At 52.3% G+C, this 26,458-nt stretch carries 18 protein-coding genes and 1 CRISPR repeat array; of the genes, 7 read left to right on the top strand and 11 right to left on the bottom strand.

Going from position 1 to position 26,458, the window contains the following annotated elements; translation table 11 throughout:
• Window positions 1-73: 73 nt before the first annotated feature.
• Both J2T37_RS01815 and trkA read right to left on the bottom strand, forming a co-directional pair.
• The gene (locus J2T37_RS01815) at window positions 74-781 is read right to left on the bottom strand and encodes an SIMPL domain-containing protein (protein ID WP_253353492.1); all 708 of its coding nucleotides are present in this window, start codon (window positions 779-781) and stop codon (window positions 74-76) included.
• 40 nt (window positions 782-821) lie between these two features.
• Window positions 822-2,219, bottom strand: a complete 1,398-nt coding sequence (gene trkA, locus J2T37_RS01820) for a Trk system potassium transporter TrkA (protein ID WP_253353493.1) — start codon at window positions 2,217-2,219, stop codon at window positions 822-824.
• Between the two features lie 320 nt (window positions 2,220-2,539).
• On the opposite strand from trkA, the gene cas9 reads away from it, so the two are divergent.
• Genes cas9 through cas2 form a run of 3 tightly spaced genes read left to right on the top strand, consistent with a single transcriptional unit; the run spans window position 2,540 to window position 7,045 of the window.
• A complete protein-coding gene (gene cas9, locus J2T37_RS01825; protein ID WP_253353494.1) occupies window positions 2,540-5,755 on the top strand; it encodes a type II CRISPR RNA-guided endonuclease Cas9 in 3,216 nt (1,071 codons plus the stop codon).
• Between the two features lie 59 nt (window positions 5,756-5,814).
• Complete coding sequence (gene cas1, locus J2T37_RS01830; RefSeq protein WP_253353495.1) at window positions 5,815-6,726, top strand: type II CRISPR-associated endonuclease Cas1; 912 nt, start codon at window positions 5,815-5,817, stop codon at window positions 6,724-6,726.
• Entirely contained in the window at window positions 6,719-7,045 is a 327-nt protein-coding gene (cas2, locus tag J2T37_RS01835) for a CRISPR-associated endonuclease Cas2 (RefSeq protein WP_253353496.1), read from the top strand. The genes cas1 and cas2 overlap by 8 nt, the downstream gene beginning before the upstream one ends.
• Before the next feature lie 63 nt (window positions 7,046-7,108).
• Window positions 7,109-12,555: a CRISPR direct-repeat array (repeat unit 36 nt; unit sequence ATTGTAGCACTACGAGATGAGAGAGGGAGCTACAAC).
• A 123-nt stretch (window positions 12,556-12,678) separates the two neighbouring features.
• On the opposite strand, the gene J2T37_RS01840 is transcribed toward cas2, so the two are convergent.
• From J2T37_RS01840 to J2T37_RS01855, 4 genes are all read right to left on the bottom strand, one after another.
• Window positions 12,679-14,160, bottom strand: a complete 1,482-nt coding sequence (locus tag J2T37_RS01840) for a DASS family sodium-coupled anion symporter (protein ID WP_253353497.1) — start codon at window positions 14,158-14,160, stop codon at window positions 12,679-12,681.
• Window positions 14,161-14,391: 231 nt separating this feature from the next.
• Window positions 14,392-15,648 (bottom strand): complex I 51 kDa subunit family protein, encoded by a 1,257-nt coding sequence (locus J2T37_RS01845; protein WP_253353498.1) that lies wholly within the window; start codon window positions 15,646-15,648, stop codon window positions 14,392-14,394.
• The gene (locus J2T37_RS01850; RefSeq protein ID WP_253353499.1) at window positions 15,645-17,276 is read right to left on the bottom strand and encodes an FAD-binding protein; all 1,632 of its coding nucleotides are present in this window, start codon (window positions 17,274-17,276) and stop codon (window positions 15,645-15,647) included. The genes J2T37_RS01845 and J2T37_RS01850 overlap by 4 nt, the downstream gene beginning before the upstream one ends.
• Window positions 17,276-17,914: a 2Fe-2S iron-sulfur cluster-binding protein gene (locus tag J2T37_RS01855; RefSeq protein WP_253353500.1), complete on the bottom strand. Its 639-nt coding sequence runs from the start codon at window positions 17,912-17,914 to the stop codon at window positions 17,276-17,278. Before J2T37_RS01855 ends, J2T37_RS01850 begins: the two co-directional genes overlap by 1 nt.
• 880 nt (window positions 17,915-18,794) lie before the next feature.
• On the opposite strand from J2T37_RS01855, the gene J2T37_RS01860 reads away from it, so the two are divergent.
• The 3 genes from J2T37_RS01860 (at window position 18,795) to J2T37_RS01870 (ending at window position 23,070) form a co-directional block, all read left to right on the top strand.
• Window positions 18,795-20,318 (top strand): fumarate hydratase, encoded by a 1,524-nt coding sequence (locus J2T37_RS01860; protein ID WP_253353501.1) that lies wholly within the window; start codon window positions 18,795-18,797, stop codon window positions 20,316-20,318.
• A gap of 231 nt (window positions 20,319-20,549) precedes the next feature.
• Window positions 20,550-22,532 carry a PhoX family protein gene (locus J2T37_RS01865; protein ID WP_253353502.1) on the top strand — a complete coding sequence of 661 codons (1,983 nt, stop codon included), beginning with the start codon at window positions 20,550-20,552 and terminating at the stop codon, window positions 22,530-22,532.
• Entirely contained in the window at window positions 22,522-23,070 is a 549-nt protein-coding gene (locus tag J2T37_RS01870) for a PACE efflux transporter (RefSeq protein ID WP_253353503.1), read from the top strand. Before J2T37_RS01865 ends, J2T37_RS01870 begins: the two co-directional genes overlap by 11 nt.
• A 43-nt stretch (window positions 23,071-23,113) precedes the next feature.
• Here the strand turns inward: J2T37_RS01870 and J2T37_RS01875 are convergent, their stop codons facing one another.
• The gene (locus tag J2T37_RS01875) at window positions 23,114-23,467 is read right to left on the bottom strand and encodes an MmcQ/YjbR family DNA-binding protein (protein WP_253353504.1); all 354 of its coding nucleotides are present in this window, start codon (window positions 23,465-23,467) and stop codon (window positions 23,114-23,116) included.
• A gap of 26 nt (window positions 23,468-23,493) precedes the next feature.
• Entirely contained in the window at window positions 23,494-23,946 is a 453-nt protein-coding gene (gene yciA, locus J2T37_RS01880; RefSeq protein ID WP_253353505.1) for an acyl-CoA thioester hydrolase YciA, read from the bottom strand.
• 123 nt (window positions 23,947-24,069) lie between these two features.
• Here yciA and pip point away from each other — a divergent pair, with 123 nt between their 5' ends.
• Window positions 24,070-25,008, top strand: a complete 939-nt coding sequence (pip, locus tag J2T37_RS01885) for a prolyl aminopeptidase (RefSeq protein WP_253353506.1) — start codon at window positions 24,070-24,072, stop codon at window positions 25,006-25,008.
• Between the two features lie 59 nt (window positions 25,009-25,067).
• Here pip and J2T37_RS01890 read toward each other — a convergent pair whose 3' ends face one another.
• The 3 genes from J2T37_RS01890 to rpsR all read right to left on the bottom strand — a co-directional run bounded on the left by J2T37_RS01890 (window position 25,068) and on the right by rpsR (window position 26,454).
• Window positions 25,068-25,601, bottom strand: coding sequence for an inorganic diphosphatase (locus tag J2T37_RS01890; protein WP_253353507.1), 534 nt, complete (start codon window positions 25,599-25,601; stop codon window positions 25,068-25,070).
• A gap of 155 nt (window positions 25,602-25,756) precedes the next feature.
• Window positions 25,757-26,209 carry a 50S ribosomal protein L9 gene (gene rplI, locus J2T37_RS01895; protein ID WP_253353508.1) on the bottom strand — a complete coding sequence of 151 codons (453 nt, stop codon included), beginning with the start codon at window positions 26,207-26,209 and terminating at the stop codon, window positions 25,757-25,759.
• 14 nt (window positions 26,210-26,223) lie between these two features.
• Window positions 26,224-26,454: a 30S ribosomal protein S18 gene (gene rpsR, locus J2T37_RS01900; RefSeq protein WP_054599043.1), complete on the bottom strand. Its 231-nt coding sequence runs from the start codon at window positions 26,452-26,454 to the stop codon at window positions 26,224-26,226.
• Between the last annotated feature and the right edge of the window lie 4 nt (window positions 26,455-26,458).

The raw sequence follows: 26,458 nt of genomic DNA on the forward strand, positions 1-26,458 counted from the left end.
TCCAGTAACACGGGTTCAAACTATTAAACGGTACATTTTTCAAATATGGGCGGTATCCGGTTTTCAGACGGCCTTACATCTGAATCGTGCCGTCCACCGTAATGCTGATTTCTTCCGTACCCGGCGAGGCGGTATCGACCGTGTCCGCCTGCATGTTTGCCGCCATTGGTGCGGCGGCGCGGAGCATTTTCATCTGCACGGCATTGCTTTCGATGGTGCGGCTGCCGATGTGCCCCAAATTCAGCTTGACGATTTTATAGCCGGAGAAGCCCAATGTTCGGGTGATTGTTTGAGCACGGTCTTTGAAGCGCACGATGGCGGCTTTGCTCACTTCATCTACCGCCGCTTCGCGTTTGGCCTTGGATACGGAAAACGCGGTGTATTCGACGTTGGCTTCGTTTTGCGTTTGCGCAATCAGGCGGTTGAGGGCGGCGAAATCTTGGCTTTCTACTTTGAAAGAGGCTGATTCTTCCCAACCGGTCTGGGTGCGCTTGCCGTTGTTGTATTGGTAACGCGGCTGTACGCTGCGGCTCAACAGCTCGGTTTTAAACGCTTTTCCCTGCGCTTGGCGGTTGAATGCATTGAATTTTTGTGCAAAGGCTTGGCTGACGGCGTTGCGTTCTTTGCCTTCGGCAAAAATGCGGAAGCGCGCGGTCATGGTGTCGCGCGGCACTTCCAATACCGCGCTTTCGGAAAATTCAACGATGTTGTAATTCAGCGGCTCGGCGGCAGCGGGCAGGGTGGTGGTTAAGAGTAATGCGGTCAGTAAAACGGTACGCATGGACGCTTCCTTTTTATCAATAAGGGTTTTCAGACGGCCTTTAGCCGAAAAAGCCCATTTTCACTTGAATCAGTTTTTCCAATTCGCGCAATACGCGGCGGCGCGAAACGAAGAAAATAATATGGTCGCCGTCTTGCAATACGGCTTCGGTTTGGTGCCCCATAATCACTTCCTCGCCGCGCACCAGCGCGGCAAAGTGGCAGCCCGTCGGCCATTCCACGTCCATAATGCGGCGGCCGACCAGCGCGGAAGTATGCGCGTCGCCGTGAACGACGACCTCAATCGCTTCCGCCGTGCCGCGCCGCAGCGGGTGCACTTCCACCACGTCGCCACGGCGGATGTGCGCCAGAATCGAGCCGATGGTAATCAGGTGCGGCGACACCACGATGTCGATTTTGTTGCCTTCCAGCAAATCCACGTAGCTGGAGCGGTTGACGATGGCAATCACGCGCTTGGCGCCGAGGTTTTTCGCCAACAGGCTGGACATAATATTGTTTTCATCGTCGTTGGTCAGGGCGCAATAGACGTCGATTTCGTCGATATATTCCTCATTGAGCAGCGATTCATCGGTGGCCGATCCTTGCAATACCAGGGTGTTGTCGAGGTTTTCCGACAGCCACTCGGCGCGGCTCGGGTTGTATTCGATGATTTTCAAATCATAGCGGCTTTCCAACTGCTTGGCCAAACGGTAGCCGATGTTACCGCCGCCGGCAATCATAATGCGGCGGGTACGCGCTTCCTTCGGGCGCAGCTCGCGCATGATGGCTTCGATACTGTGGATACTGGCCACGAAAAATACCTCGTCGCCTTCGATAATGACCGTTTTAGACGAAGGCACAATCAGGCGGTTGTTGCGGTAGATGGCGCAGATTTGGCAGTCCACGCCGTCGGGCAGGTGCTCGTTAATCTGCGAAATTTCTTTGTTGACCAGCAAACCGCCTTTACGCGCCTGCACCACCACCATGCGCACGCGGTCGTCGGCAAAGCTCAATACCTGCAAAGCGCTGGTGTAATTGAGCAGGCCGGCCAACTGCTCGGTCACGAGCTGCTCCGGGCTGATGGTTTCGGTAATGTCGAAAATGCTCAGGCTGTCGGCCTCATCATCGCCAAACGTGTATTCCAAATATTCGCTGGAGCGCACACGGGCAATGCGGCTGGGCACATTAAACAAATCGGCGGCGATTTTGCTGGCGACGATATTGGTTTCGTCACTGCGGGTCAGCGCCAGCAGTAAATCGGCATCGGCCGCACCCGCCCGTTCCAAAACAAACGGCGAAGCGCCGTTGCCGACAATGGTCTGCACATCGCAGCGACTGCCGAGCCGGTGCAGGGCTTTTTCGTCGATGTCGATGACGCTGATGTCGTTGCTGGGTGTGGTGGCAAGGTTTTGGGCAACGGTCGAACCGACCTGCCCGCTGCCGAGAATCAGTATTTTCACGGTGGTATCGGGGAATAAAGAAGATAGGATAGGGCGATTGTAGCGCAAAGGCCGTCTGAAATGGGAATATCGGTATGCGCAAACGGCAGAAAGACGATGCCCCTTGTTTACCAGAGTAAACAAGGGGCAGTAAACGTCGCGGCACATCTTTTCAGACGGCCTTATTGTAGCAACGGCTCTCATCTCGTAGTGCAACAATGGCTTAATCATAAAGCGTTATCTGTGAAATTGCAAGCCAATATTCATTTTGGGCAAATATAAAAATGTGATATAAAGAATTCTTATTTATTCTTCAATCAAAACAAAAGGGAGTGAGAGATATGAAATTAACACCGCAACGCTATATTTTGGGTTTGGATTTGGGGATTGCTTCGGTCGGATGGGCTTTGGTATGGGTGGATGAACATGAAAACCCCATCGGCCTGCTTGATTGCGGCGTGCGCACATTTGAGCGGGCGGAAGTGCCGAAAACGGGCGAATCGTTGGCCTTGGCACGGCGGCAGGCACGCAGCGTGCGCCGCCTAATCCGCCGACGTGCACACCGTTTGCTGCGTTTGCGCCGCTTGTTGAAACGCGAAGGCGTATTGGCTGCCGCCGATTTTAATTCAGACGGCCTGCCCGTTGGCTTGCCGATAGACGCATGGCAGTTGCGCGTTGCCGTTTTGGATCGATTGTTGAATGCCAAAGAATGGGCGGCAATATTGCTGCATTTGGTGAAACATCGCGGGTATTTGTCGCAGCGTAAGCATGAAACGCAATCGGCAGATAAAGAATTAGGGCGTTTGCTGGCAGGGGTAGCGAAAAACAGCGCGGCTTTGAAAACGGGTGATTACCGCAGCGCGGCGGAGTTGGCGGTTAAGACATTCGGCAATCATTTGCGCAATAAGGGCGGCGATTATGCGCATACCTTCAACCGCTTGGATTTGCAACGGGAACTGCATTTGCTGTTTGAAAAGCAACGTGAATTGGGCAACCCGTTTACATCGGCAGATTTTGAACAAAAAGTGGATGTTTTGCTGATGACGCAGCGCAAAGCTTTGCAGGGCGAAGCGGTATTGAAAATGCTGGGTAAATGTACGTTTGAGCCGGAGGAATATAAAGCAGCGAAACATACGTATTCTGCCGAGCGTTTTGTGTGGCTGACTAAGCTCAACAATCTGCGGATTCAATGCGATGGCGAGGAGCGGGCATTAAGCGCGGCCGAGCGTCAGGCGCTTATCAATATGCCGTATAAAAACGCCAAGCTGACCTACAAACAGGTGCGTAAAGAACTGGATTTGCCTGAAAACGCAGTATTTAAAGGTTTGCGCTATAGTCGTGATGAAGAGCGTCAAAAAGCGGAAGGTAAAACGCTGATGGAAATGACTGCCTATCATGCCATCCGTAAGGTTTTAAAAGACGCGGGTTTGGAAAAAGAATGGGAAAACCGCGTGCGCGATCCTGAATTATTGGATGAAATCGGCACGGCGTTTTCGTTGTATAAAACCGATGAGGATATATCAGGCCGTCTGAAAGACAAAGTTTCCGAGCCTGTATTGCAGGCATTATTGGCCGGGTTGGGTTTTGATAAATTTATCCAACTCTCGCTGAAAGCCTTGAGCAAAATCCTGCCGCTGATGGAAGATGGCAAACGCTACGATGAAGCCTGCCAAGTGGTCTATGGCGACCATTACGGTTTGAAAAAGCAGGAAGAAAACTTGCTTCTGCCGCCGATTCCTGTGGATGAAATCCGTAATCCGGTGGTGTTGCGCACCTTAAGCCAGGCGCGCAAAGTGGTCAATGAAATCATCCGCCGATACGGTTCGCCGCTGCGCGTGCATATCGAAACCGGACGCGAAGTCGGCAAGTCGTTTAAAGACCGCAAGGATTTGCAGAAACGGCAAGAGGACAACCGTAAAGAGCGCGAACGGGCGGCGGATAGATTTAAAGAGTGCTTCCCGAACTTTATCGGCGAGCCGAAAGCGCAGGATATTTTAAAACTGCGCCTGTATGAGCAGCAACACGGCAAATGTCTGTATTCCGGTGTGGCCTTGGATTTGCACCGCTTGCCGGAAAAGGGCTATGTGGAAATCGACCATGCTCTGCCGTTTTCACGCACTTGGGATGACAGTTTCAACAATAAAGTGCTGGTGTTGGGCAGTGAAAATCAGAAAAAGCGCAATCAAACGCCGTATGAATATTTAGGCGGCGCAAGCGACAGCCAACGCTGGCGCGAGTTTGCGGCGCGGGTTGACGGCAGTCGTTTTTCGTATGGCAAAAAGCAGCGGGTAATGACCAAGAAGTTGGACGAAGAAGGCTTTATGGCGCGTAATTTAAATGATACCCGCTATGTGGCACATTTTTTATGCAATTTCATTGAACAAAATCTACATTTAAACGGACAGGGTAAAAAACGTGTCTTTGCTTCCAACGGTCAAATCACCGCCTTACTGCGCGGCCGCTGGGGGCTGAAAAAAGTGCGCGAAGACAACGACCGCCATCACGCGCTGGATGCCATCGTTGTCGCATGCTCGACCGTTTCCATGCAAAAGCGGATTACCGATTTTATCCGCCGCAAAGAAAGCCATATTGCCGAGGTATTGCGCGATGATGTGGTGGATAAGAAGACGGGCGAAGTATTGCGCGTACATTTCCCCGCGCCGTGGCCGTATTTCCGCGAAGAAGTGATGATACGCGTATTTGACGACAGGCCGTCTGAAACCCTGCGCGAACAATTGCCCTCACGCCCTGAAGCGGTGCATGATTTTGTTACCCAGCTGTTTGTATCGCGGGCGCCAAACCGCAAGATGACCGGGCAAGGGCATTTGGAAACCATCAAATCGGCCAAACGCTTGGATGAGAAAGTCAGCGTGGTCAAACTGCCGTTGACGCAGTTGAAGACCAAGGATATCGAACGCATCGTCGGTTATCCGAATCGCGAACCGGCTTTGTATAATGCATTGGCTGCGCGGCTTGCCGCGTTTAAAGACGATCCGGCTAAGGCGTTTGAGCAGCCGTTTTATAAGTTGGATAAACACGGAAATAAGGGGGCGCAAATCAAATCGGTGCGTGTGGAGCTGGTGCAAAAATCCGGCGTAATGGTGCGGGATGGTAATGGGATTGCTGACAATGCCACTATGGTTAGGGTGGATGTGTTCGGCAAAGACGGTAAAAATTATCTGGTGCCGGTCTATGCGTGGCAGGTGGCACAGGGAAGTTTGCCGAATAAGGCGGTAGTGCACGGTAAAGATGAAGCAGAATGGGATGAAATGGATGACAGTTTTGCGTTTAAATTTACCCTGTATCCGAATGATTTGGTGGAAGTTGTAAGTAAGAAGGAAACGCTTTTGGGATATTATGTAGGTTTGGATAGAGCTACTGGTGCAATTGGTATCAAAGCCCATGATTTGGATAAAAATTTTGGCAAGGATGGGATACAACGTGTTGGTGTCAAAACCGTTTTATCTTTCCAAAAATACCAAGTTGATCCTTTGGGTAAAGAAATTCGTTTGAGCAAGCCCAAAAATCGCCCTTTATTGACTGATAAGAAAAAATAACATCTATGCTGCCCGCCGTGTTTACAGCGCGGCAGCATTTTTTTATACAGGAGAAACGCATGACATGGCGCAGCATTCTGATTAACCAACCTGCACGCTTATCTTTACAGCAAAAGCATTTGCTCATCCAACAGGATGAAGCCTATCCCGTACCCTTAGAAGATATTGCCGTGATTATGATTGAAGCGCGGGAGGTGGTGATTACCGCACCATTATTGTCCGCATTGGCACAATACGGTATTACTTTGCTGACTTGTGATGACCAGTTTTTGCCTTGCGGCCAATGGCTGCCGTTTGCCCAATATCACCGCAGTTTGAAAATCCTCAAACTGCAAATTGGCATGAGCCAACCGCAGAAAAAACAACTGTGGCAAAAAATCGTGCAGCAAAAAATCCGCAATCAGGCATGGCTATTAGAACACAGCGGTCATGATATTGCCGCAGGCCGTCTGAAAACTTTGGCAGAGGAAGTGAAATCCGGTGACAAAGGATTTGCCGAATCACAGGCAGCTGCTTTGTATTTTCGCGTACTGTTTGGCGAATCATTCACCCGAAATAATGCGCATCCGATAAATGCCTACCTGAATTACGGTTACAGCGTTATCCGCTCCGCCATTGCCCGAGCCTTGGTGCAATACGGCTTTTTGCCCGTATTGGGTTTGCACCACCGCAGCGAATTAAATGCCTTCAATTTAGCCGACGATATTATCGAACCTTATCGGCAAATTGTGGATTTATTGGCCTATGAAACCATGCGAACCCAAGGCGTAGAAGACGGATTATCGCCAACGAATAAAAGAGAAATCGTCAGATTACTGTGTCATCAAATCCGGCTAAACGGCAAAATTTACAGCGTATTGGCAGCGATTGACCGCACGGTACAGTCTTTTCAGACAGCCTTAACAGCAAATGATGCCAAACTGCTGAAATTGCCACAAATGCTGACATTAAAGGTACAGGAATATGAGTGAGGCCAAATTTATGCGACTGATTGTATTCTTCGACTTACCGGTCACTACCGCAGAAAAACGCCGTGCGGCTAACCAATTTCGCCAGTTTTTGCAAAAAGACGGTTATCAAATGCTGCAATTATCGGTTTATGCCCGTATTATCAGAGGGCGTGATGCGTTGCAAAAGCACCACAGCCGTCTGAAAGCACAACTGCCAAAAGAAGGTTCGATACGGTGTTTAGAGGTTACCGAAAAGCAGTTTGCCGGGATGTATATTCTACTTGGAGAAGCGAAAAAACGGGAAAAAAAGGTCAATGCAGACCAGCTTTTACTGTTTTAAAAAGCAAATTTCAGAAGGAAATAAAGCGAAAAACCCTTATTTTATAAGGATTCCCCGCTTAGGATTGTAGCACTACGAGATGAGAGAGGGAGCTACAACAAACGACAGGAGGCGGCGGGACTTGGACAAATTGTAGCACTACGAGATGAGAGAGGGAGCTACAACCCGCTGCTTGGACGGCGACCCCGAAATCTGATTGTAGCACTACGAGATGAGAGAGGGAGCTACAACTAAATTAATATCGGTCTGACTGTGGTTTCCATTGTAGCACTACGAGATGAGAGAGGGAGCTACAACCCCTGAATCGTGCCGTCGGCAATCAAGTCGATTGTAGCACTACGAGATGAGAGAGGGAGCTACAACAAACTCCAGACGCTGCCCGAAAACACGCTGATTGTAGCACTACGAGATGAGAGAGGGAGCTACAACCAGAAGAAGTTTTACGCGATGTTTACCGTTATTGTAGCACTACGAGATGAGAGAGGGAGCTACAACTCGACACCGTGGCACTGTAATAATTACTGAATTGTAGCACTACGAGATGAGAGAGGGAGCTACAACCGCAGTGGAAAAACGGGTAATTATCCCGAGATTGTAGCACTACGAGATGAGAGAGGGAGCTACAACCTTTGTGAAGCTGGTTGGTGCAGACGCACCATTGTAGCACTACGAGATGAGAGAGGGAGCTACAACTTGCTGATGACGTGCAAGATGTAGCCGAAGATTGTAGCACTACGAGATGAGAGAGGGAGCTACAACAGCAAGAGGCGTTGCTTTAGCGGTAGGGGAATTGTAGCACTACGAGATGAGAGAGGGAGCTACAACGGCAAACAGAGTTTTATCCGAAAGTTAATTATTGTAGCACTACGAGATGAGAGAGGGAGCTACAACATGTTTTTGGCCGCATGTTCTCAGGCGGAAATTGTAGCACTACGAGATGAGAGAGGGAGCTACAACGACAAGCCGAAGTGGACGACCGCCCTGCCTATTGTAGCACTACGAGATGAGAGAGGGAGCTACAACAAGAAGGCGACGTTTTCGCCAACGCGGTCAATTGTAGCACTACGAGATGAGAGAGGGAGCTACAACCTGAAAGGTGCTCACCACGCTGCGGATGCCATTGTAGCACTACGAGATGAGAGAGGGAGCTACAACGAAGGCTGGCAGTGTAGCGTTTGGAAATAAATTGTAGCACTACGAGATGAGAGAGGGAGCTACAACCTGCCTGTACCCTTGCCTGCCCTGAGGGGATTGTAGCACTACGAGATGAGAGAGGGAGCTACAACGGCCATGCTGGGCGGTGCGGTCGGCGGTTTATTGTAGCACTACGAGATGAGAGAGGGAGCTACAACGTGCGAATTTGGACGGCGCAAGCGTGGTGTATTGTAGCACTACGAGATGAGAGAGGGAGCTACAACACGTATTACGGCAGCAACGGCTGCCACAGAATTGTAGCACTACGAGATGAGAGAGGGAGCTACAACCGTTTTGCACCACGGCCGCCCGCGCTTTACATTGTAGCACTACGAGATGAGAGAGGGAGCTACAACGGGTGGCGGTCACGGATACGTATTACTTCTATTGTAGCACTACGAGATGAGAGAGGGAGCTACAACTGACAGATGGCTGCAGAGTTTTACCGAATCATTGTAGCACTACGAGATGAGAGAGGGAGCTACAACGGCCTCCCCAGCCTGCCCAAATTTGCATAGATTGTAGCACTACGAGATGAGAGAGGGAGCTACAACCATCGGACTCGGGGTTGTGCTGGCCATGCTATTGTAGCACTACGAGATGAGAGAGGGAGCTACAACTGAAAAGGGGCTGTTATGTACGCTGGGAGAATTGTAGCACTACGAGATGAGAGAGGGAGCTACAACGTGTGAGCTACCAACTCAACGCCGCCCCGCATTGTAGCACTACGAGATGAGAGAGGGAGCTACAACTGGTGTCGCCCTCCGGCACGCGGTTGGACAATTGTAGCACTACGAGATGAGAGAGGGAGCTACAACGACAACAAAAACGGTAATACGGCTTTGGCGATTGTAGCACTACGAGATGAGAGAGGGAGCTACAACCGTTAAGGCCGGAAGCGTTCAGCTGCGCCGATTGTAGCACTACGAGATGAGAGAGGGAGCTACAACACGACTCCGCGCACGCTCATGCTGCACTTCATTGTAGCACTACGAGATGAGAGAGGGAGCTACAACCCCAAGTTTCACGGTTCAGCGGATTCGGTTATTGTAGCACTACGAGATGAGAGAGGGAGCTACAACTTCCCGTCTGTTTTCACGATTAGGCTGCCAATTGTAGCACTACGAGATGAGAGAGGGAGCTACAACCCTGTCTGCAAGGCTATGAGCGAAGTCCAAATTGTAGCACTACGAGATGAGAGAGGGAGCTACAACAGTTCATCAGCAAAGCCGTAAAACCAAAAAATTGTAGCACTACGAGATGAGAGAGGGAGCTACAACACGAGTTTTTGAAGCCAGAACATGACTTTCATTGTAGCACTACGAGATGAGAGAGGGAGCTACAACGCGCAGTAAATTCGCCTCCCTGTTTGTAAAATTGTAGCACTACGAGATGAGAGAGGGAGCTACAACCAAATATCTTCAGGTTGCAATCCAAGTGCAATTGTAGCACTACGAGATGAGAGAGGGAGCTACAACATTTTTTCTTGAACGGTTTTCAGAATCTCAATTGTAGCACTACGAGATGAGAGAGGGAGCTACAACATGCCGTTGACACGCTTGTCAAAGTTCACAATTGTAGCACTACGAGATGAGAGAGGGAGCTACAACGCGGATACAAGGCTTTTACCAAACATTCAAATTGTAGCACTACGAGATGAGAGAGGGAGCTACAACGTATGGGCAAAGCAGTTTCAACTGATTCAAATTGTAGCACTACGAGATGAGAGAGGGAGCTACAACATTTTTTCTTGAACGGTTTTCAGAATCTCAATTGTAGCACTACGAGATGAGAGAGGGAGCTACAACCTAAAATGGCCTGATATTGATTTTGACCGCATTGTAGCACTACGAGATGAGAGAGGGAGCTACAACGCCGTGGTGGACATATCGCCGCTCGGTGCTATTGTAGCACTACGAGATGAGAGAGGGAGCTACAACATCGGAAGATGAATACTGGGGCCCCGCCTAATTGTAGCACTACGAGATGAGAGAGGGAGCTACAACCAAAATCAGCGCACTCTCCTCTTTGTTGAAATTGTAGCACTACGAGATGAGAGAGGGAGCTACAACTAGGAGTTCTTGCCCCTGCGCCCGCATCCAATTGTAGCACTACGAGATGAGAGAGGGAGCTACAACCCAAGGTAAACGACAGAGTGCGCGCAGAAAATTGTAGCACTACGAGATGAGAGAGGGAGCTACAACATTTCGTGCCGACGGTGTCATAGGCTTTAGATTGTAGCACTACGAGATGAGAGAGGGAGCTACAACCGTAGCCGGTGTAGCCGCCACCGCCGATATATTGTAGCACTACGAGATGAGAGAGGGAGCTACAACCATAACGGCAAAATACCGTCCGAAAATCTAATTGTAGCACTACGAGATGAGAGAGGGAGCTACAACCCAGCTTGCCTGTGGCGACGAATTCCGCCAATTGTAGCACTACGAGATGAGAGAGGGAGCTACAACTCGGGCGTCAGGCGGAGTGTGACCACGTCAATTGTAGCACTACGAGATGAGAGAGGGAGCTACAACGGTTCGGTACATCCAAAAGCGTCAAATTGTATTGTAGCACTACGAGATGAGAGAGGGAGCTACAACTGGCGGCGGGTGTGAAATGGCAGGTCAGCCATTGTAGCACTACGAGATGAGAGAGGGAGCTACAACACAAAGCGTGGACGTTTACCTGCGGCAACAATTGTAGCACTACGAGATGAGAGAGGGAGCTACAACTCAGTTTCGGCGCATTGGGAAGTTTCACGGATTGTAGCACTACGAGATGAGAGAGGGAGCTACAACTGCGCACTTTCAGTTCGTTTTCGGCATCGGATTGTAGCACTACGAGATGAGAGAGGGAGCTACAACCGCCGCGATATGCTTACCCTGAATCGTACCATTGTAGCACTACGAGATGAGAGAGGGAGCTACAACCGCGTGTCCACTTGACGGCGGCGGTGGCTTATTGTAGCACTACGAGATGAGAGAGGGAGCTACAACATGCAATAAATACATCAGCACAACGCCTTTATTGTAGCACTACGAGATGAGAGAGGGAGCTACAACGCACCCCTTAGCCGCTAATAACTCAATAAGATTGTAGCACTACGAGATGAGAGAGGGAGCTACAACTTCAAGGCGCGAGTACCCGTTTCCACTACAATTGTAGCACTACGAGATGAGAGAGGGAGCTACAACGGTCAGCTCGGCATTCAGTAACACCGGCTCATTGTAGCACTACGAGATGAGAGAGGGAGCTACAACGTATGGGCAAACGTGCGTCATACGTCGGGCATTGTAGCACTACGAGATGAGAGAGGGAGCTACAACTCACGGTTTGTTTTAACGCGGCCAATTCGGATTGTAGCACTACGAGATGAGAGAGGGAGCTACAACCGCCGCGATATGCTTGCCTTGAATCGTACCATTGTAGCACTACGAGATGAGAGAGGGAGCTACAACAGATTCTCGGTTTTTCAATCATGACTACATATTGTAGCACTACGAGATGAGAGAGGGAGCTACAACAGTGATGGTATTACAGGACAGTAATATGTAATTGTAGCACTACGAGATGAGAGAGGGAGCTACAACCGCTGCCGCGATGGACATGCAGGGCATCAAATTGTAGCACTACGAGATGAGAGAGGGATCTACAACCTTCAGGCGTGAAGTCCCGACCGCGCCAGCATTGTAGCACTACGAGATGAGAGAGGGAGCTACAACTCGAACCCTCCGCGCCTTCAACACGGGCGGATTGTAGCACTACGAGATGAGAGAGGGAGCTACAACAAGCTTCGATGTCGAACATGCTGTCTTGGAATTGTAGCACTACGAGATGAGAGAGGGAGCTACAACCATCAACATGGAGCAGACAGCATGAGCGAAATTGTAGCACTACGAGATGAGAGAGGGAGCTACAACAACACCCGTATTACTGCGCTAGAAGCCTTTATTGTAGCACTACGAGATGAGAGAGGGAGCTACAACCGCCAAACTTCACATCTGTACCCTTACCGAATTGTAGCACTACGAGATGAGAGAGGGAGCTACAACGTATGAAATACGGGAATTTGAGCCGTCTAAATTGTAGCACTACGAGATGAGAGAGGGAGCTACAACCATAAATAACGCTGTCCTGATTTGCGCATTATTGTAGCACTACGAGATGAGAGAGGGAGCTACAACTGCTCTGACCGTCCAGCCTTTCTTTTTCAGATTGTAGCACTACGAGATGAGAGAGGGAGCTACAACTACGCATTTAAGTAAGAGTAGGAAATTAAAATTGTAGCACTACGAGATGAGAGAGGGAGCTACAACGTTCCTTATTGGCTTTCTTAATGCTATTTGAATATTTAAGATAAACCGAAGGCCGTCTGAAAATTTATTTTCAGACGGCCTTCGGTTTATTAGTCAAAACTAATTGTATGAAGTATTACTGCATTACCAGTAACCCAATATTTTCCACCATAGCAGGCCGATGGTGGCGAAAATCAGCAGCTCGAGCACGCTCATGACGAAGCCGGCTTTCCACCATTCTGGCATGGTAACGAAGTTGGAGCCGTAAATGACCGGTGAAGAGCCGGAGGCATAGTGGGTCAGCGACATCATGATGCCGGTAGCGGCGGCCATCATCAGGGCGAACAGCATGGGTGGGGCGCCCAGTGCCAAGCCTGCGCCGTAGAATGCGCCGAACATGGCGGTAACGTGGGCGGTGCCGCTGGCGAAAACGTAGTGCGCATACAGGTAGGCCAGCATCAAGAGGGCGCAGCCGGCTTCCCAGCCCAAGCCCATGCCGCTGATGTGGGTTTTCATAAATTCGGACAACCAGCCGATTAAGCCCAATTTGTTCAGGAAGTTAGCCATCATTACCAAAGCAGCAAACCATACTACGGTATCCCATGCGCCTTTTTCTTTCAGGGCGTCGTCCCAAGTCAGTACGCCGGTTAAGAGACATAGGGCGAAGCCGAGGAAGGTGGTGGTGGTGGCGTCCACTTTTACGCCGAACAGCATATCCGGCACACCTGCCCACAGCAGCAACAGCAGCAGGAAAATAGCCAGCATGATTTTTTCTGCGCGTTTCATCGGGCCCATTTCTTTCAGCTGCTCTTTAGCCAAAGAAGTGGCGTTGGGTGTTTGTTTGATTTCGGGCGGGTACATGAAATACAGCACCAGCGGCATCAGCAGCATGGCGACCAAGCCGGGTACGACCATGGCGGCAAACCAAGTTCCCCATGTCAGGCTGATTTGTGAGTCGGTGGCTTTGGCAACCAGCTCGACCACCAGCGGATTGGGCGCGGTGGCGGTAATAAAGATAATGCAGCTAATGATGTTGGCATGGTAGTTGACCAGCGCCAGATATTTGCCGATTTTGCCTTCCGTGCCTTTTTCTGGGTCTGAATCGAAGCTCAGGGCGATGGATTTCATAATCGGGTGCACAATCGCGCCGCCGCGTGCGGTGTTCGACGGGGTAACGGGCGCGATAAGCAGATCGGCAAATGCCAGGCTGTAACCCACGCCCAGCGTGCGTTTGCCGAAGAGGGAAATCAGCAGGTAGCCGATACGCATACCGAGGCCGGTTTTCAACAGGCCGCGCGAAATCATAATGGCGATACCGATCATCCAAATCAATGAGTTGTTGAGGCTGCTCAACGCGTCTTTGATGGCTTGTCCGGCCGGATTTTTAACGGGTTCGCCGTCAACCAGCTCGGGTACGGTCACGCCGGTCAGTGCGACCAGCGTAATGGCCAGAATCGCCATCGCGCCGATGGGCATGGCTTTGCCGATGATGCCGGCGATAATGCCGACAAACAGCGCCAGCAAATGCCATGCCTGCGGCGATACGCCTTCGGGTACAGGGATGACGAACCAGATAAGCAGCGCGAGAATAACCGAAACGGCTGCGGGGATTGGCTTGAAGCCCATGAGAATCTCCTAAGAGGGATGGTAAAACTCGGTTTTCAGACGGCCTTTAAATGCTGTTAAAGGCCGTCTGAAAAAATGGGGTTTACGGAATCGAGCAGCTACGCCGGAAATCGAAAACGGCAACGGGGCATAGGCAAGCCGCCTATACGCCATGATTTTAGATTTCTTTGACGGAGGGCTGTTCAGACGGCCTTTAATATGCAAGATGATATTAAAGGCCGTCTGAAAAGATTAATTATCCTGTTCAGCAGGCAGACCGTACTCTTCCGGGAAAGTGCGCAGCGAGCTTTGCAACACGGTAACCGCGCCGTCAATCAGACCGCAGCGGCCGCTGCGCGGCAGCAGTTTGCACAGGCTCTGCATGGCGCGCAGGTCGTCGGCGGTGCCGATACCGGTGTCCACGCGGTTTAACAGGCGCGACAGCTGGTAAGTACCGCCTTTGCACGGCGGGCATTGGCCGCAGGAGTTGGCGGCAAAAAATTCCACATACTCGGAAACTTTTCGCACCACGCTGGTGCCTTCGGAAATCACAATCATCGCGCCGGTACCCAAGCTGGATTTGCGTTCGCGTACAGACACGAAGTCCAGCGGCACATCCAAGTCTTTGGCGGTCAGCAGGGTATTTGACGGACCGCCGGTAAACACGGCTTTAAAGGTACGGCCTTCCAGCATACCGCCGCCGTGTACATAAATCAGCTCTTGCAGGGTCGTACCCATCGGCAGCTCATACAAACCCGGGTTCAATACGTCGCCGGAAAGCGAATACAGTTTCGTGCCGACAGCGTCGCCCAGACCCAAGGATTTGTACCATTCCGCGCCCTTGGCCAGAATCTGCGGGATATTGGCGAAGGTTTCGGTGTTGTTAATCAGGGTCGGTTCGCCTGCCACACCGCTTTCGGCGGGGAACGGCGGCTTGCGGCGCGGGAACGGGAAACCGCCGTCCAGCCAAGAAATCACAGCGGTTTCTTCGCCGCCGATATAGCGGCCGGATGTTTCCACCAGTTTCAAATCCAGCGGTTTTTGCAAATAGTTTTCAATTCTAATGAACAAATCGCTTTTTTTCCACTCTTCAATCGCCGGAACGATGGAAGCGATGGATTCGGTTTGGTGCGGATTGACATACAGAATCGCTTTGTTGGCGCGGCAGGCAACGGCGGCAATCAATACGCCTTCGATGACTTGGTGCGGCGTTTTTTCCAGCAAAACGCGGTCTTTAAATGTACCCGGTTCGTCTTCGTTGGCGTTGCACACGACGTATTTGTCGCCGTGTTTGCTTTGCGCAGCGACAGCCGCTTCCCATTTGCGCCAGGTCGGGAAACCCGCGCCGCCCATGCCGCAGAGGTTGGCTTCCTGCAGTTTGGCAACGATTTCGGTCGGGTTGTCCAAGGCCGCGCGCAGGCCTTCGCCGCCGCCGACTTTACGCCATGCGGCCAAGTCCGCACCGACTTGGCGCGACGGATGGAGCAGGTTTTGGTTGGCTTGGTTCATGCTTGTTCTCCTTGCAGGCCGGCGTGTTCGCGCAAATCGAAGGTGCCGTAATCGGGATATAAAACGGGGGCTTTCACATCGCTGTGCAAACCGGCGCGGGTCATTTCGCGTTGCAAATCGTGCACGTGGTCAACGCCGCCGCGTACTTTTTTCAGCGGCAGGCCGCAGGTGGCGGCAGCTTTACCGGCGCGGCGGCCGAAGCTGATGATGTCCAAAAGGGCGTTGCCCATCAGACGGTTGCGGCCGTGGATGCCGCCGGTCACTTCGCCGGCGCCGTACAGACCTTCTATCGAGGTCGAACCGTCGCCGTTGATTTCCATGCCGCCGTTTTGGTAGTGCAGCGTCGGGTGTATCATCATCGGGTACTCGGCGGGGTCAAGGCCGCATTTGTGGGCAACGTGGCCTAAAGTGACCAAACGGTTCAACACGTCGGGGTCGTTTTCAATCAAACGCGGGGTGTCGAGGAAGACACCGACTTGGCCGTCGCGCACCACGCCGCGGCCTTCGGCCACTTCGCGCAGAATGGCAGCGGCGACCACGTCACGCGGTTGCAGCTCATCCACGAAACGCTCACCCAAGCCGTTAACCAGTTTGGTACCGGCCGAACGCACGGCTTCAGAAATCAGCGCACCGGCCAAATGCGGCGGGTGTGCCACGCCAGTGGGGTGGTATTGGAAGGAATCGACATCGCGCAGTTTCGCACCGATACGGTAAGCCATGACCAAGCCGTCGGCGGTCGCGCCGTAGTGGTTGGAAGTGGCGAAACCTTGCAAATGCAGGCGGCCGCTGCCGCCGGTTGCCAAAACCACGGCTTTGGCGTGTACCAATACTAAGCTGCGTTTTTCCAAATCGTAGAGAATCGCGCCGACGCAGCGGCCGTGTTCGTCAGACAATAATTCGATGGCCGGATGGCGGTTGAGCTGGGTAATGTTTTCGTCCAACTCAACGGCTTCGCGCAACACGCGCATTAATTCCAAGCCGGTAAAGTCGCGGTAACTCAAAATACGCGGCACGGTGGTACCGCCGGCACGTTTGCGGCTCAAATGGCCGTCGTTGCCTTCGCCTTTGGCGAGGTCAAAGGTCATGCCCAAACCAATCAGCCAGCGCACGGCGGAAGGGGCGTCGGTCACCATTTGCGCCACCAGCGCTTTTTTCGCCGCGTTGTGGCCGCCTTTGATGGTGTCGTCGAAGTGTTGCTGCAAGCTGTCTTCCGCGCCGACCGCCGCCTGCATGCCGCCTTCGGCCATTACGGTGTTGCTGTCGCCTATGCGCAGTTTGTTGGCCATAATCACGCGCGCACCGGCTTCGGTGGCCGACAATGCCGCCGCTGCACCTGCACCACCGCCGCCAATCACCAATACGTCGGTGTTCAAATGTTCGGCGCCGGACAAATCGTAGTCGTCAATCAGCGGTTGGCTGGTTAAGAGTTTGGCCAAATCGGGATGGCAGTAGTCGCCCGCATTCGGGCCGATGGGCAGTTTTACGCGCGCACCGGCTTGATAGTCGGGGTGGTATTGGCGCAGTAATTCGTCTTTGGGGGGTAAGTCGCCACACAGTTCTAGAGCAGAATTGCGCAGGTTTTCCAATGCGGTTTCGTAGGCGATGCCTTGCACTTGTACGTCAGCCATTACACATTCTCCTCTTCGTATTCCACTTTCATGTTACCGCTGTCGATTTCGCGCAAACGGCGCATTAAATCTACCGGACGCAGGGTGCGCGCGGCTTTCATGCGGCGGGCAAACAGACCCAAGTGGTTGGGACGGATGTGTTCGGGGCAGGAAAGTGTGCAGAGATTGCACATTACGCATTGGTCGAAGGTATCGGCCGCCGCGCCGAAATCGCCGGACACCACTTGCGCCACGCCGTTTTCCACTTCCAAACCTTTCGGACAGGCGCGGTTGCAGCCGCCGCAGTGGCGGCAGTGCTGCGCTTCGGGGAAGGATTTGGCGGTGTCGTCGAGCCAGTTCCAGCCGTCTCCGACTTCGCTCACGTCGTAGTATTGGACGTATTCGGGAATAAAATAGTCGATGAAGCTGACCTGCATACCGGCTTCCACTTTGGTTTCGCACGCCAGCGCGGTGGTCACTTCGCGGTCGCCTTCTTTGCGGATCATGCAGCGGCAGGAACCGCACACGCCCTGACCCATGCAGCCGACGTTGGCGGTAATGGCGTTACCGGCATGGGCGTAGGCTTGGATGATGGACGAATCGGCCGACGCTTTGACTTCATGGCCGTCGATGGTCAGCGTGATTAAGGTGTCACTCATGGTAGTGTCCTATGTTTTGAAAAGGGTTTGTTTGATGTTTGCGGTGTAAGCCTTGTATTTTTATTACATTTTTCGCAGCGGCCGATTTTCAGACGGCCTGCGCGAATGATTTTCAATAAATTATTATATAAATCAAGGCTTGCAAGATGAAGCGGAGTGTAACAGAAATTCGCCCGGGAATGGATAGCGGCAGGCGGAAAGAGGCCGTCTGAAACAAAAGAGGAGAAGATTTGGGTGGAATTGCGCTAAATTGTGTTTAGTCTTTTGTTTTTCTGCCAAAAATATTTTGACTTTTTGGGGATATTTCACAAATTGAAATAAAAGTTGAGAATAAATTTCATTATTATAATCAAGGAATTATTTCTTAATTAACTGTATTTTAAAGGGGAAATGATGGTTTCTGCGGCAATAATCGTTGGTGTTGGAAAATTTCAAAAAATAAAGCAAACTTGATTTTAATCAAAAATAGTCTGTAAAAAGATGACAGCCTTTTTACATTTGTGTAGTTTGTTGTTCTATTGCATCAGGCCGTCCGAAAAGCAAAATAATGTTTGTATTCATGATGATGTTGATAATGTTTCTCATGTTTCAGACGGCATAGATACCGCAGGCAGAGTAAACGGTGGTGCTAATTTGTAATATTGTTTCTTATTGGAAATGTAAAGAACTACCGTTCTCAAAAACCCAGCGAGGCAGTGGGTTATCAAACTGCCGAAAAATCAAAAAATTAGCAAATGACAGGTTTGCTTTTGTGCGCAAAAACCGCATGATACGGCCTGTCGGCAGGCCATCTAGACAGATATAGATTTCAGACGGCCTATCCAAAAGAAAACGAATACGAGCAAACCAACCTTAGAAAACCTGAAAATAAGGAACCACCATGACCGTAATCAAGCAAGAGGATTTCATCCGCAGCATTTGCGATGCTTTCCAATTCATCAGCTACTACCACCCCAAAGACTACATCGACGCGCTGTATGAAGCGTGGCAGAAGGAAGAAAATCCGGCCGCCAAAGACGCAATGACCCAGATTTTGGTCAACAGCCGCATGTGCGCCGAAGGCCACCGCCCGATTTGCCAAGATACCGGCATTGCCACCGTGTTTTTGAAAGTCGGCATGAACGTGCAGTGGGACGCCGACATGAGCGTGGAAGAAATGGTTAACGAAGGCGTGCGCCGTGCCTACACTTGGGAAGGCAACACCCTGCGTGCGTCCGTATTGGCCGATCCTGCCGGCAAACGCCAAAATACCAAAGACAACACGCCCGCTGTGATTCACATGAGCATTGTGCCGGGCGACAAAGTAGAAGTGACCTGCGCGGCCAAAGGCGGCGGTTCGGAAAACAAATCCAAACTAGCGATGTTGAACCCGTCCGACAGCATTGTCGATTGGGTCATCAAAACCATCCCGACCATGGGCGCGGGCTGGTGTCCGCCGGGCATTTTGGGTATCGGTATCGGCGGCACGCCGGAAAAAGCCGTGCTGATGGCCAAAGAATCGCTGATGAGCCACGTCGATATTCATGAGCTGCAAGCCAAAGCCGCTTCCGGCGCGGAACTTTCTACCGTAGAAGCCCTGCGTTTGGAGCTGTTTGAAAAAGTCAACGCGCTGGGTATCGGTGCGCAAGGTTTGGGCGGTCTGACTACCGTGTTGGACGTGAAAATCTTGGATTACCCGACCCACGCCGCTTCCAAACCGGTTGCCATGATTCCCAACTGCGCCGCCACCCGCCACGTTGAGTTTGAACTTGATGGCAGCGGTCCGGTTGAGCTGACCCCGCCGAGTCTGGAAGATTGGCCGGACATTACCTACAGCCCGGACAATGGCAAACGTGTAGATGTGAATAATCTGACCAAAGAAGAAGTCGCCACTTGGAAAACCGGCGATGTCTTGTTGCTCAACGGTAAAATCCTGACCGGTCGCGACGCCGCCCACAAACGCTTGATTGACATGCTCAACAAAGGCGAAGAATTGCCGGTTGACTTTACCAACCGCCTGATTTACTACGTCGGCCCGGTTGACCCGGTCGGTGATGAAGTAGTCGGCCCTGCCGGCCCGACCACCGCGACCCGCATGGACAAATTTACCCGTCAAATGTTGGAACAAACCGGCTTGCTGGGCATGATTGGCAAATCCGAACGCGGCGCGGCTACTTGCGAGGCCATTGCCGATAACAAAGCCGTGTACCTGATGGCCGTCGGCGGCGCAGCTTATTTGGTTGCCAAAGCGATTAAATCGTCTAAAGTATTGGCGTTCCGGGAATTGGGTATGGAAGCGATTTACGAATTTGAAGTCAAAGACATGCCGGTTACCGTGGCTGTCGATAGCGACGGCAAATCCATCCACGCCATCGCGCCGAAACAATGGCAGGCCAAAATCGGGATTATTCCGGTTGAGGGCTAATCTGTTGTATTAGCAGTTTGAATACAATGCCGTCTGAAAATCTTTAGGGTTTTCAGACGGCATTTTTGTATGGCAGTATAGGTAAAAAATAAGTAAATAAACCGATTGAAGCGGATAACGGGAATGTAGCGTGTGCGCCGAATGACGCTTAGGCCGTCTGAAATAAACCTGTCATCTTTCTTTCCTATACTTTGCCCAAACCATGCTAAAACCGACAAAGGAACACGAAAAATGGGCAAACCCCTGCACAATCATTTAATTAAAAACAGCCACGCCGATGAAGTCAGCAATCCAAGCGACAATGCCGCGTTTTCCAAAGTGATGGACATCAATTTGTCGCGCCGCCGTCTGCTGCAAAGCGGCGGCGCATTGGGCGTGGTGGCCGCCGTGCCGCTGTCTTTGCTCGGCAGCCGCGAAGCGCAGGCAGCGGTGGGCAAGGGAGCTGGCGGCGGGTTGTCGCTGGGTTTCCAATCCGTGCCGTTTTCAACGCAGGATACGGTGGTTGTTCCGCCGGGCTATACCGCACGGGCGTTTTACAAATGGGGCGATCCGGTAGGGATAGCGGGCAAAATGCCGGCATTTAAAGCCGACGCGTCCAATACTACGCTGGAGCAGAGCTATCAGGCGGGTATGCACCATGACGGCATGGCATTTTTCCCGCTGCCCTTGGGCAGCCAGACCAGCAGCCACGGCCTGCTGGCGATGAACCATGAATACATCGACAACGGTCTGCTGTTTGCCGACGGCAAGGAAAATTGGGATTTGAACAAGGCGCGCAAAGGGCAGAACGCGATGGGCGTGTCGGTGATTGAAGTGAAGCAGGGTGCAAACGGCTGGCAGGTGGTGAGGCCGTCTGAATTTGCCCTCCGTATTACCGTGAACACGCCGATGGGCATTACCGGCCCGGCTCGCGGCCATGCGCTGATGAAAACCCGCGCTGATTCGTGCGGCGAGCGCGTGCTCGGCACGATGCAAAACTGCGCCAACGGCCAAACGCCGTGGGGCACTTACCTGACCTGCGAAGAAAACTGGAGCGATATTTTCACTAATCCGAGCGGCAACATCACGCTGCTGGAAAAGCGCTACGGCATAGGTAAAGAGGAAGACGGCTATCTGTGGAGCACCGTGGACGAGCGTTTCAACACCCAAGCCAATCCCAATGAGCCGCACCGCTTCGGCTGGGTGGTGGAAATCGACCCCTTCAACCCCAAATCCATGCCGCGCAAACACACCGCTTTGGGGCGTATCAAACACGAAGGCGCGCATGTGACCGTTACACCGGGCGGCCAAGTGGCAGTGTATATGGGCGACGACCAAAAATTCGAATACATCTACAAATTTGTTTCCAAAGAAAAATACCGCCCGGGCAACCAACACCGCGCCCACAATATGCGCCTGTTGGAAGAAGGCACGCTTTACGTCGCCCGCTTCAATGCCGACGGCAGCGGCGACTGGCTGCCGCTGGTGCACGGGCAAAATGGCCTCACCGCCGCCAACGGTTTTGCCGACCAAGGCGAAGTATTGGTGAAAACCCGCCTGGCCGCTGACAAGTTGGGCGCGACCAAAATGGACCGCCCCGAGTGGATTACTTCCGACCCCAACGCCCAAGGCAGCCTGTATTGCACCCTCACCAACAACAACGACCGCGGCAAAGAGGGCAAAGCCGCCCCCGACGCCGCCAACCCGCGTGCAAACAACCGTTTCGGCCACATCATCCACTGGCAGGAGCAAAACGGCGACGGCGTTCAGACGGCCTTTGCTTGGGATATTCTGGTGCTGGCAGGCAATAAAGACGCGCCTAAAGCCGAACATCGCGGCAATATCAAGGACGACGCTTTCGGCAGCCCCGACGGATTATCGTTTGACCCGCGCGGCGTGTTGTGGATACAGACCGACGTGTCTTCCTCCACCACCAACATCAAAGAATACGACGGCATGGGCAACAACCAGATGGTGGCCACGGTCTTGGGCACGGGCGAATACCGCCGTTTCCTGACCGGGCCGAACGGCAGCGAAATCACCGGTATCGCGTTCACGCCCGACAATAAAACCCTGTTCGTCAACATCCAGCACCCGGGCGAACCGCGCGAGGGCGACAGTGATCCCGCCAATCCCAAAGCGGTATCCTCATGGCCGGACGGCGCAAGCGGCGGCCGCCCGCGTGCGGCCACGGTGGTGATTACCAAAAACGACGGTGGAGTGATTGGCTCTTAGTTTCTTGATTTTAGATGGCAGCGTTAAGCCGTCTGAAACCGTGAAATACGGTTTCAGACGGCCTTTTTTTGCCGCAAACGGCTATAATGGCGCGGATTTGTTTTCATGGGAAAAAGTCATGACCTTAAAAGAACGTATCCTGCATATGCTGCTGTTTGAACTCGGCGCGGTCATCGTCGGCACGCTGGCGGTGTTGCTGCTGGGGCATGAGGGCGCAGGTTCGGCGATGGCGATGAATGTGGTGATTTCGCTGCTGGCAATGGCATGGAATTTTGCCTTCAACTGGGGCTTCGACAAGATTTTTACCGGACGGCGCGAACGGCGCGGCTGGGGCGTGCGCCTGTTGCAGACGCTGGCGTTTGAAGGCGGCCTGTTGCTGTTTACCGTGCCGGTGGTGATGTATTTTCTCGGTTTGGATTGGTGGCAGGCGCTGCTGGCGGATATGGGGCTGACGCTGCTGATTGTGGTGTATTCGCTGGCGTTCAACTGGATATTCGACCAGGTGCGGGCGAAGATTTTGGCGGGGAAGGCCGTCTGAAAAATAATGGATAAGGTGCATGGCTGTGCCGCACACCTTATCCTCAATACGTCAGGCTATGGCTGTTATCCAGCAAGTACCACAGCAAATCATCATCAACGGTTTCCACCATTACGCTAACCCAATGCGCTTTATTCATATGATAGGCAGGCAGAATGCCGCTGATTTGGCGCAGCGAGCCGACGGTTTCGGGCGGGCATTTGAGGTTGAGCACGGCCACAGTTCCGCCGCTGTGCAAACCGAGTTTCTCCGCCGCGACCGGCATATACACGGCAAACCATTTGCGCTTGCCGTCGGTATGGCGGAACACAGCGTATTCGGGGAACTTTGCCCACGGGTAATCGGGCAGCGTGCCGTAGCGCTTGGCAATGCCGTCGAATAGTGTGTTGCGGTTCATGGTTTGCTTTCTTTGTGATCCTATTTTCAGACTGCCTGCGCTGCAAAATAATCTGTCAGTTTGGGATTATTCTCTTTCGGAATCGGGCGCGGATTGCCGTTTTCGTCGATGGCGACGTAGGTAAACACGGCTTCGGTTACCAGCAGACGCTCGTCGGTCAGGTGGTCGTTCATCAGCGGTTTAATCCAGACTTCGATTTTCAGTTGTAAAGAGGTGTTGCCGACATGCACGCAGCGGCCGTGGCAGCAGACGACATTGCCGACTTTTACCGGCCGGATAAAGCTCATTTCCTGCACGGCCACGGTCACAATCCGCCCTTGCGCGATTTCCGCCGCCAAAATGCCGCCGCCCAAATCCATCTGCGACATAATCCAGCCGCCGAAAATATCCTGATTGGGGTTGGTGTCGCCGGGCATGGCCACGGTGCGCAGCAGCAGTTCGCCTTGCGGTTGGGTAGGGATGGCTTGCTTGGATTTCATGGTTGCTCCTGCAATCGAATCAATGAATATATGAATAATGATTGTACAACGCTTTGCGGCCGTCTGAAACCGTTACGGCGGTGGTACAATCATTTTGTTTTAATAATAGGGCGGAGTGTGAAGATGTACCCGATAGTCGAACCGCTGCGCAGCGGTCTTTTGCGCGTTTCCGATGTTCATCAGATTTACTGGGAAGAGTCCGGCAATCCCGACGGCTTGCCGGTAATTTTTCTGCACGGCGGGCCGGGTGCGGGGGCATCGCCGGAATGCCGTGGCTTTTTCAATCCCGAGGTATATCAGATTGTGATTATCGACCAGCGCGGCTGCGGCCGCTCGCGCCCCTTTGCCTGCGTGGAAGAAAATACCACTTGGGATTTGGTCGCCGATATCGAGGCGGTGCGCACGATGTTGGGGATTGAAAAATGGCTGGTGTTCGGCGGCTCGTGGGGCAGCACGCTGGCGCTGGCGTATGCGCAAAGCCATCCGCAGCGCGTGGCGGGGCTGGTGTTGCGCGGGATTTTCTTATGCAGGCCGTCTGAAATTGATTGGCTGTATGAATTGGGTAGCGGCGTCAGTCAGATTTATCCGCAGCAATGGCAGCGCTATTTAGAGCCGGTTGCGCCGCAAAAACGCGGGCAAATGGTATCTGCGTATCATGAATTGCTGTTCGGCGACGATGAGCAAGGCCGTCTGAAGGCGGCGAAAGCGTGGGCGGATTGGGAAAGCTATCTGGTGCACTTCGAGCCGCAGGAAGTAGATGAAAATGCGCAGGAAGCTTTGGCGATTGCAAGCATTGAAAACCATTATTTCGTCAACGGCGGCTGGTTGCAGGGCGAACGGGCGATTTTGGCGAATGCCGCGAAAATCCGGCATATTCCGACTGTTATCGTGCAGGGGCGCTATGATTTGTGTACGCCCATGCAGAGCGCGTGGGAGTTGGCGAACGCTTTACCGCAGGCCGAGTTGCGTGTGATACAGGGCGGCCATTCGTCGTTTGATACTGCGCTGGCGGCGGCTTTGGTGCAGGCAACGGATGAGATGGCAGGTAGGGCGGATTGGTAAGCGGATAATCAAAATGCCGTCTGAAATTTCAGACGGCATTTGTGTTCAGGCGGGGGAAATTAAGCCTGTTTGTTCCAACGCTCGATGGATTCTTTAATCACTTCTTTGGCTTCCGCTACATCGCCCCATTTGGTGACTTGGGTCGTACCTGCTTTTTTCAGGTCTTTATAGTGGTTGAAGTGGAATTCGATTTGTTTGATTAATTGCTGCGGCAGGTCGGCCAAGCTGTTGTAGGCATTGCCGTTGTTGCGGTCATCGGCCGGTACACAGACGATTTTGTCGTCCACTTCGCCGTCGTCAACGAATTTCATCACGCCGATGACTTTGGCTTCCAAGAATACGCCGGTCGCCAAGGGCTGTTCGGTAACCAGCAATACATCCAACTCGTCGCCGTCTTCATCCAGGGTTTGCGGAATGAAACCGTAGTTAGTCGGTTTGGCAAAAATGGCGGGTTCGACGCGGTCGAGTTGGAAGGCTGCCAATTTGCGGTTCCATTCGATTTTATGGTTGCTGCCTTGCGGGATTTCGTTGACAACATTGATGATACCGCCGTCAACATCGCCGGGCGTCAGGATTTTATTGAAGTCTGCCATGAGGGTTTCCTTGTGTATGGGTTAAACGGGAGGAGTATAGCATAAGCCGCCGCCGGGGTAATCAGGCAGACGGAGTTGCGCTTCCAAATAGAATCGGTAAATAAAAGGCCGTCTGAAAAGCAAATACTTTTTCAGACGGCCTTTTATCGGGTCAATTACTCGGCAGCGGCAATCACTGCAACAGTAATTTTGGCAACGGCGTCAGTATGCAACGCCACTTCCACTTCGTATTCGCCAACAGCTTTCAGCGGGCCGTTCGGCAGACGTACGTTGGATTTCAGGGCTTGGATACCGGCGGCGATGATGGCATCGGCGATGTCGGCATTGGTTACAGAACCGAACAGGCGGCCGTCCACACCGGCTTTTTGTGCCACGGTAACGGTTTGGCCGTCCAGTTTTTCTTGGCGGGCTTGAGCGTCGGCCAAGATTTCGGCTTGACGGGCTTCCAATTCGGCACGGCGTGCTTCGAATTCTTTCATGTTCGCTTCGGTAGCGCGTTTGGCTTTACCGGTCGGAATCAGGAAGTTGCGGGCGTAGCCGTTTTTCACGGTAACGATGTCGCCCAAGTTACCCAAACCGCCGATTTTTTCTAACAGAATAATTTGCATGATTTAAGCTCCAATTATTTGTGTTGGTCGGTGTAAGGCAACAGCGCCAGGAAACGGGCACGTTTCACAGCAACCGCCAGTTGGCGTTGGTAGTGGGCTTTAGTGCCGGTAATGCGGGCAGGGATGATTTTGCCGTTTTCAGAGATGAAGTCTTTGAGCAAATCTACTTGTTTGTAATCGACTTCTTGGATTTTTTCAGCCGTAAAACGGCAGAATTTTCTACGTTTGAATGATTGACGAGCCATTGTC

This window comes from Neisseria perflava, assembly GCF_024170405.1.
GTDB classification, from domain to species: Bacteria; Pseudomonadota; Gammaproteobacteria; order Burkholderiales; family Neisseriaceae; genus Neisseria; species Neisseria perflava_B.

What these genes read in the sequence shown, in the direction of transcription:
- J2T37_RS01815 (WP_253353492.1), bottom strand. Translation starts at nt 781, where the DNA reads ATGCGTACCGTTTTACTGACCGCATTACTCTTAACCACCACCCTGCCC.
- cas9 (WP_253353494.1), top strand. Translation starts at nt 2,540, where the DNA reads ATGAAATTAACACCGCAACGCTATATTTTGGGTTTGGATTTGGGGATT.
- cas1 (WP_253353495.1), top strand. Translation starts at nt 5,815, where the DNA reads ATGACATGGCGCAGCATTCTGATTAACCAACCTGCACGCTTATCTTTA.
- cas2 (WP_253353496.1), top strand. Translation starts at nt 6,719, where the DNA reads ATGAGTGAGGCCAAATTTATGCGACTGATTGTATTCTTCGACTTACCG.
- J2T37_RS01840 (WP_253353497.1), bottom strand. Translation starts at nt 14,160, where the DNA reads ATGGGCTTCAAGCCAATCCCCGCAGCCGTTTCGGTTATTCTCGCGCTG.
- J2T37_RS01845 (WP_253353498.1), bottom strand. Translation starts at nt 15,648, where the DNA reads ATGAACCAAGCCAACCAAAACCTGCTCCATCCGTCGCGCCAAGTCGGT.
- J2T37_RS01850 (WP_253353499.1), bottom strand. Translation starts at nt 17,276, where the DNA reads ATGGCTGACGTACAAGTGCAAGGCATCGCCTACGAAACCGCATTGGAA.
- J2T37_RS01855 (WP_253353500.1), bottom strand. Translation starts at nt 17,914, where the DNA reads ATGAGTGACACCTTAATCACGCTGACCATCGACGGCCATGAAGTCAAA.
- J2T37_RS01860 (WP_253353501.1), top strand. Translation starts at nt 18,795, where the DNA reads ATGACCGTAATCAAGCAAGAGGATTTCATCCGCAGCATTTGCGATGCT.
- J2T37_RS01865 (WP_253353502.1), top strand. Translation starts at nt 20,550, where the DNA reads ATGGGCAAACCCCTGCACAATCATTTAATTAAAAACAGCCACGCCGAT.
- J2T37_RS01875 (WP_253353504.1), bottom strand. Translation starts at nt 23,467, where the DNA reads ATGAACCGCAACACACTATTCGACGGCATTGCCAAGCGCTACGGCACG.
- yciA (WP_253353505.1), bottom strand. Translation starts at nt 23,946, where the DNA reads ATGAAATCCAAGCAAGCCATCCCTACCCAACCGCAAGGCGAACTGCTG.
- pip (WP_253353506.1), top strand. Translation starts at nt 24,070, where the DNA reads ATGTACCCGATAGTCGAACCGCTGCGCAGCGGTCTTTTGCGCGTTTCC.
- J2T37_RS01890 (WP_253353507.1), bottom strand. Translation starts at nt 25,601, where the DNA reads ATGGCAGACTTCAATAAAATCCTGACGCCCGGCGATGTTGACGGCGGT.
- rplI (WP_253353508.1), bottom strand. Translation starts at nt 26,209, where the DNA reads ATGCAAATTATTCTGTTAGAAAAAATCGGCGGTTTGGGTAACTTGGGC.
- rpsR (WP_054599043.1), bottom strand. Translation starts at nt 26,454, where the DNA reads ATGGCTCGTCAATCATTCAAACGTAGAAAATTCTGCCGTTTTACGGCT.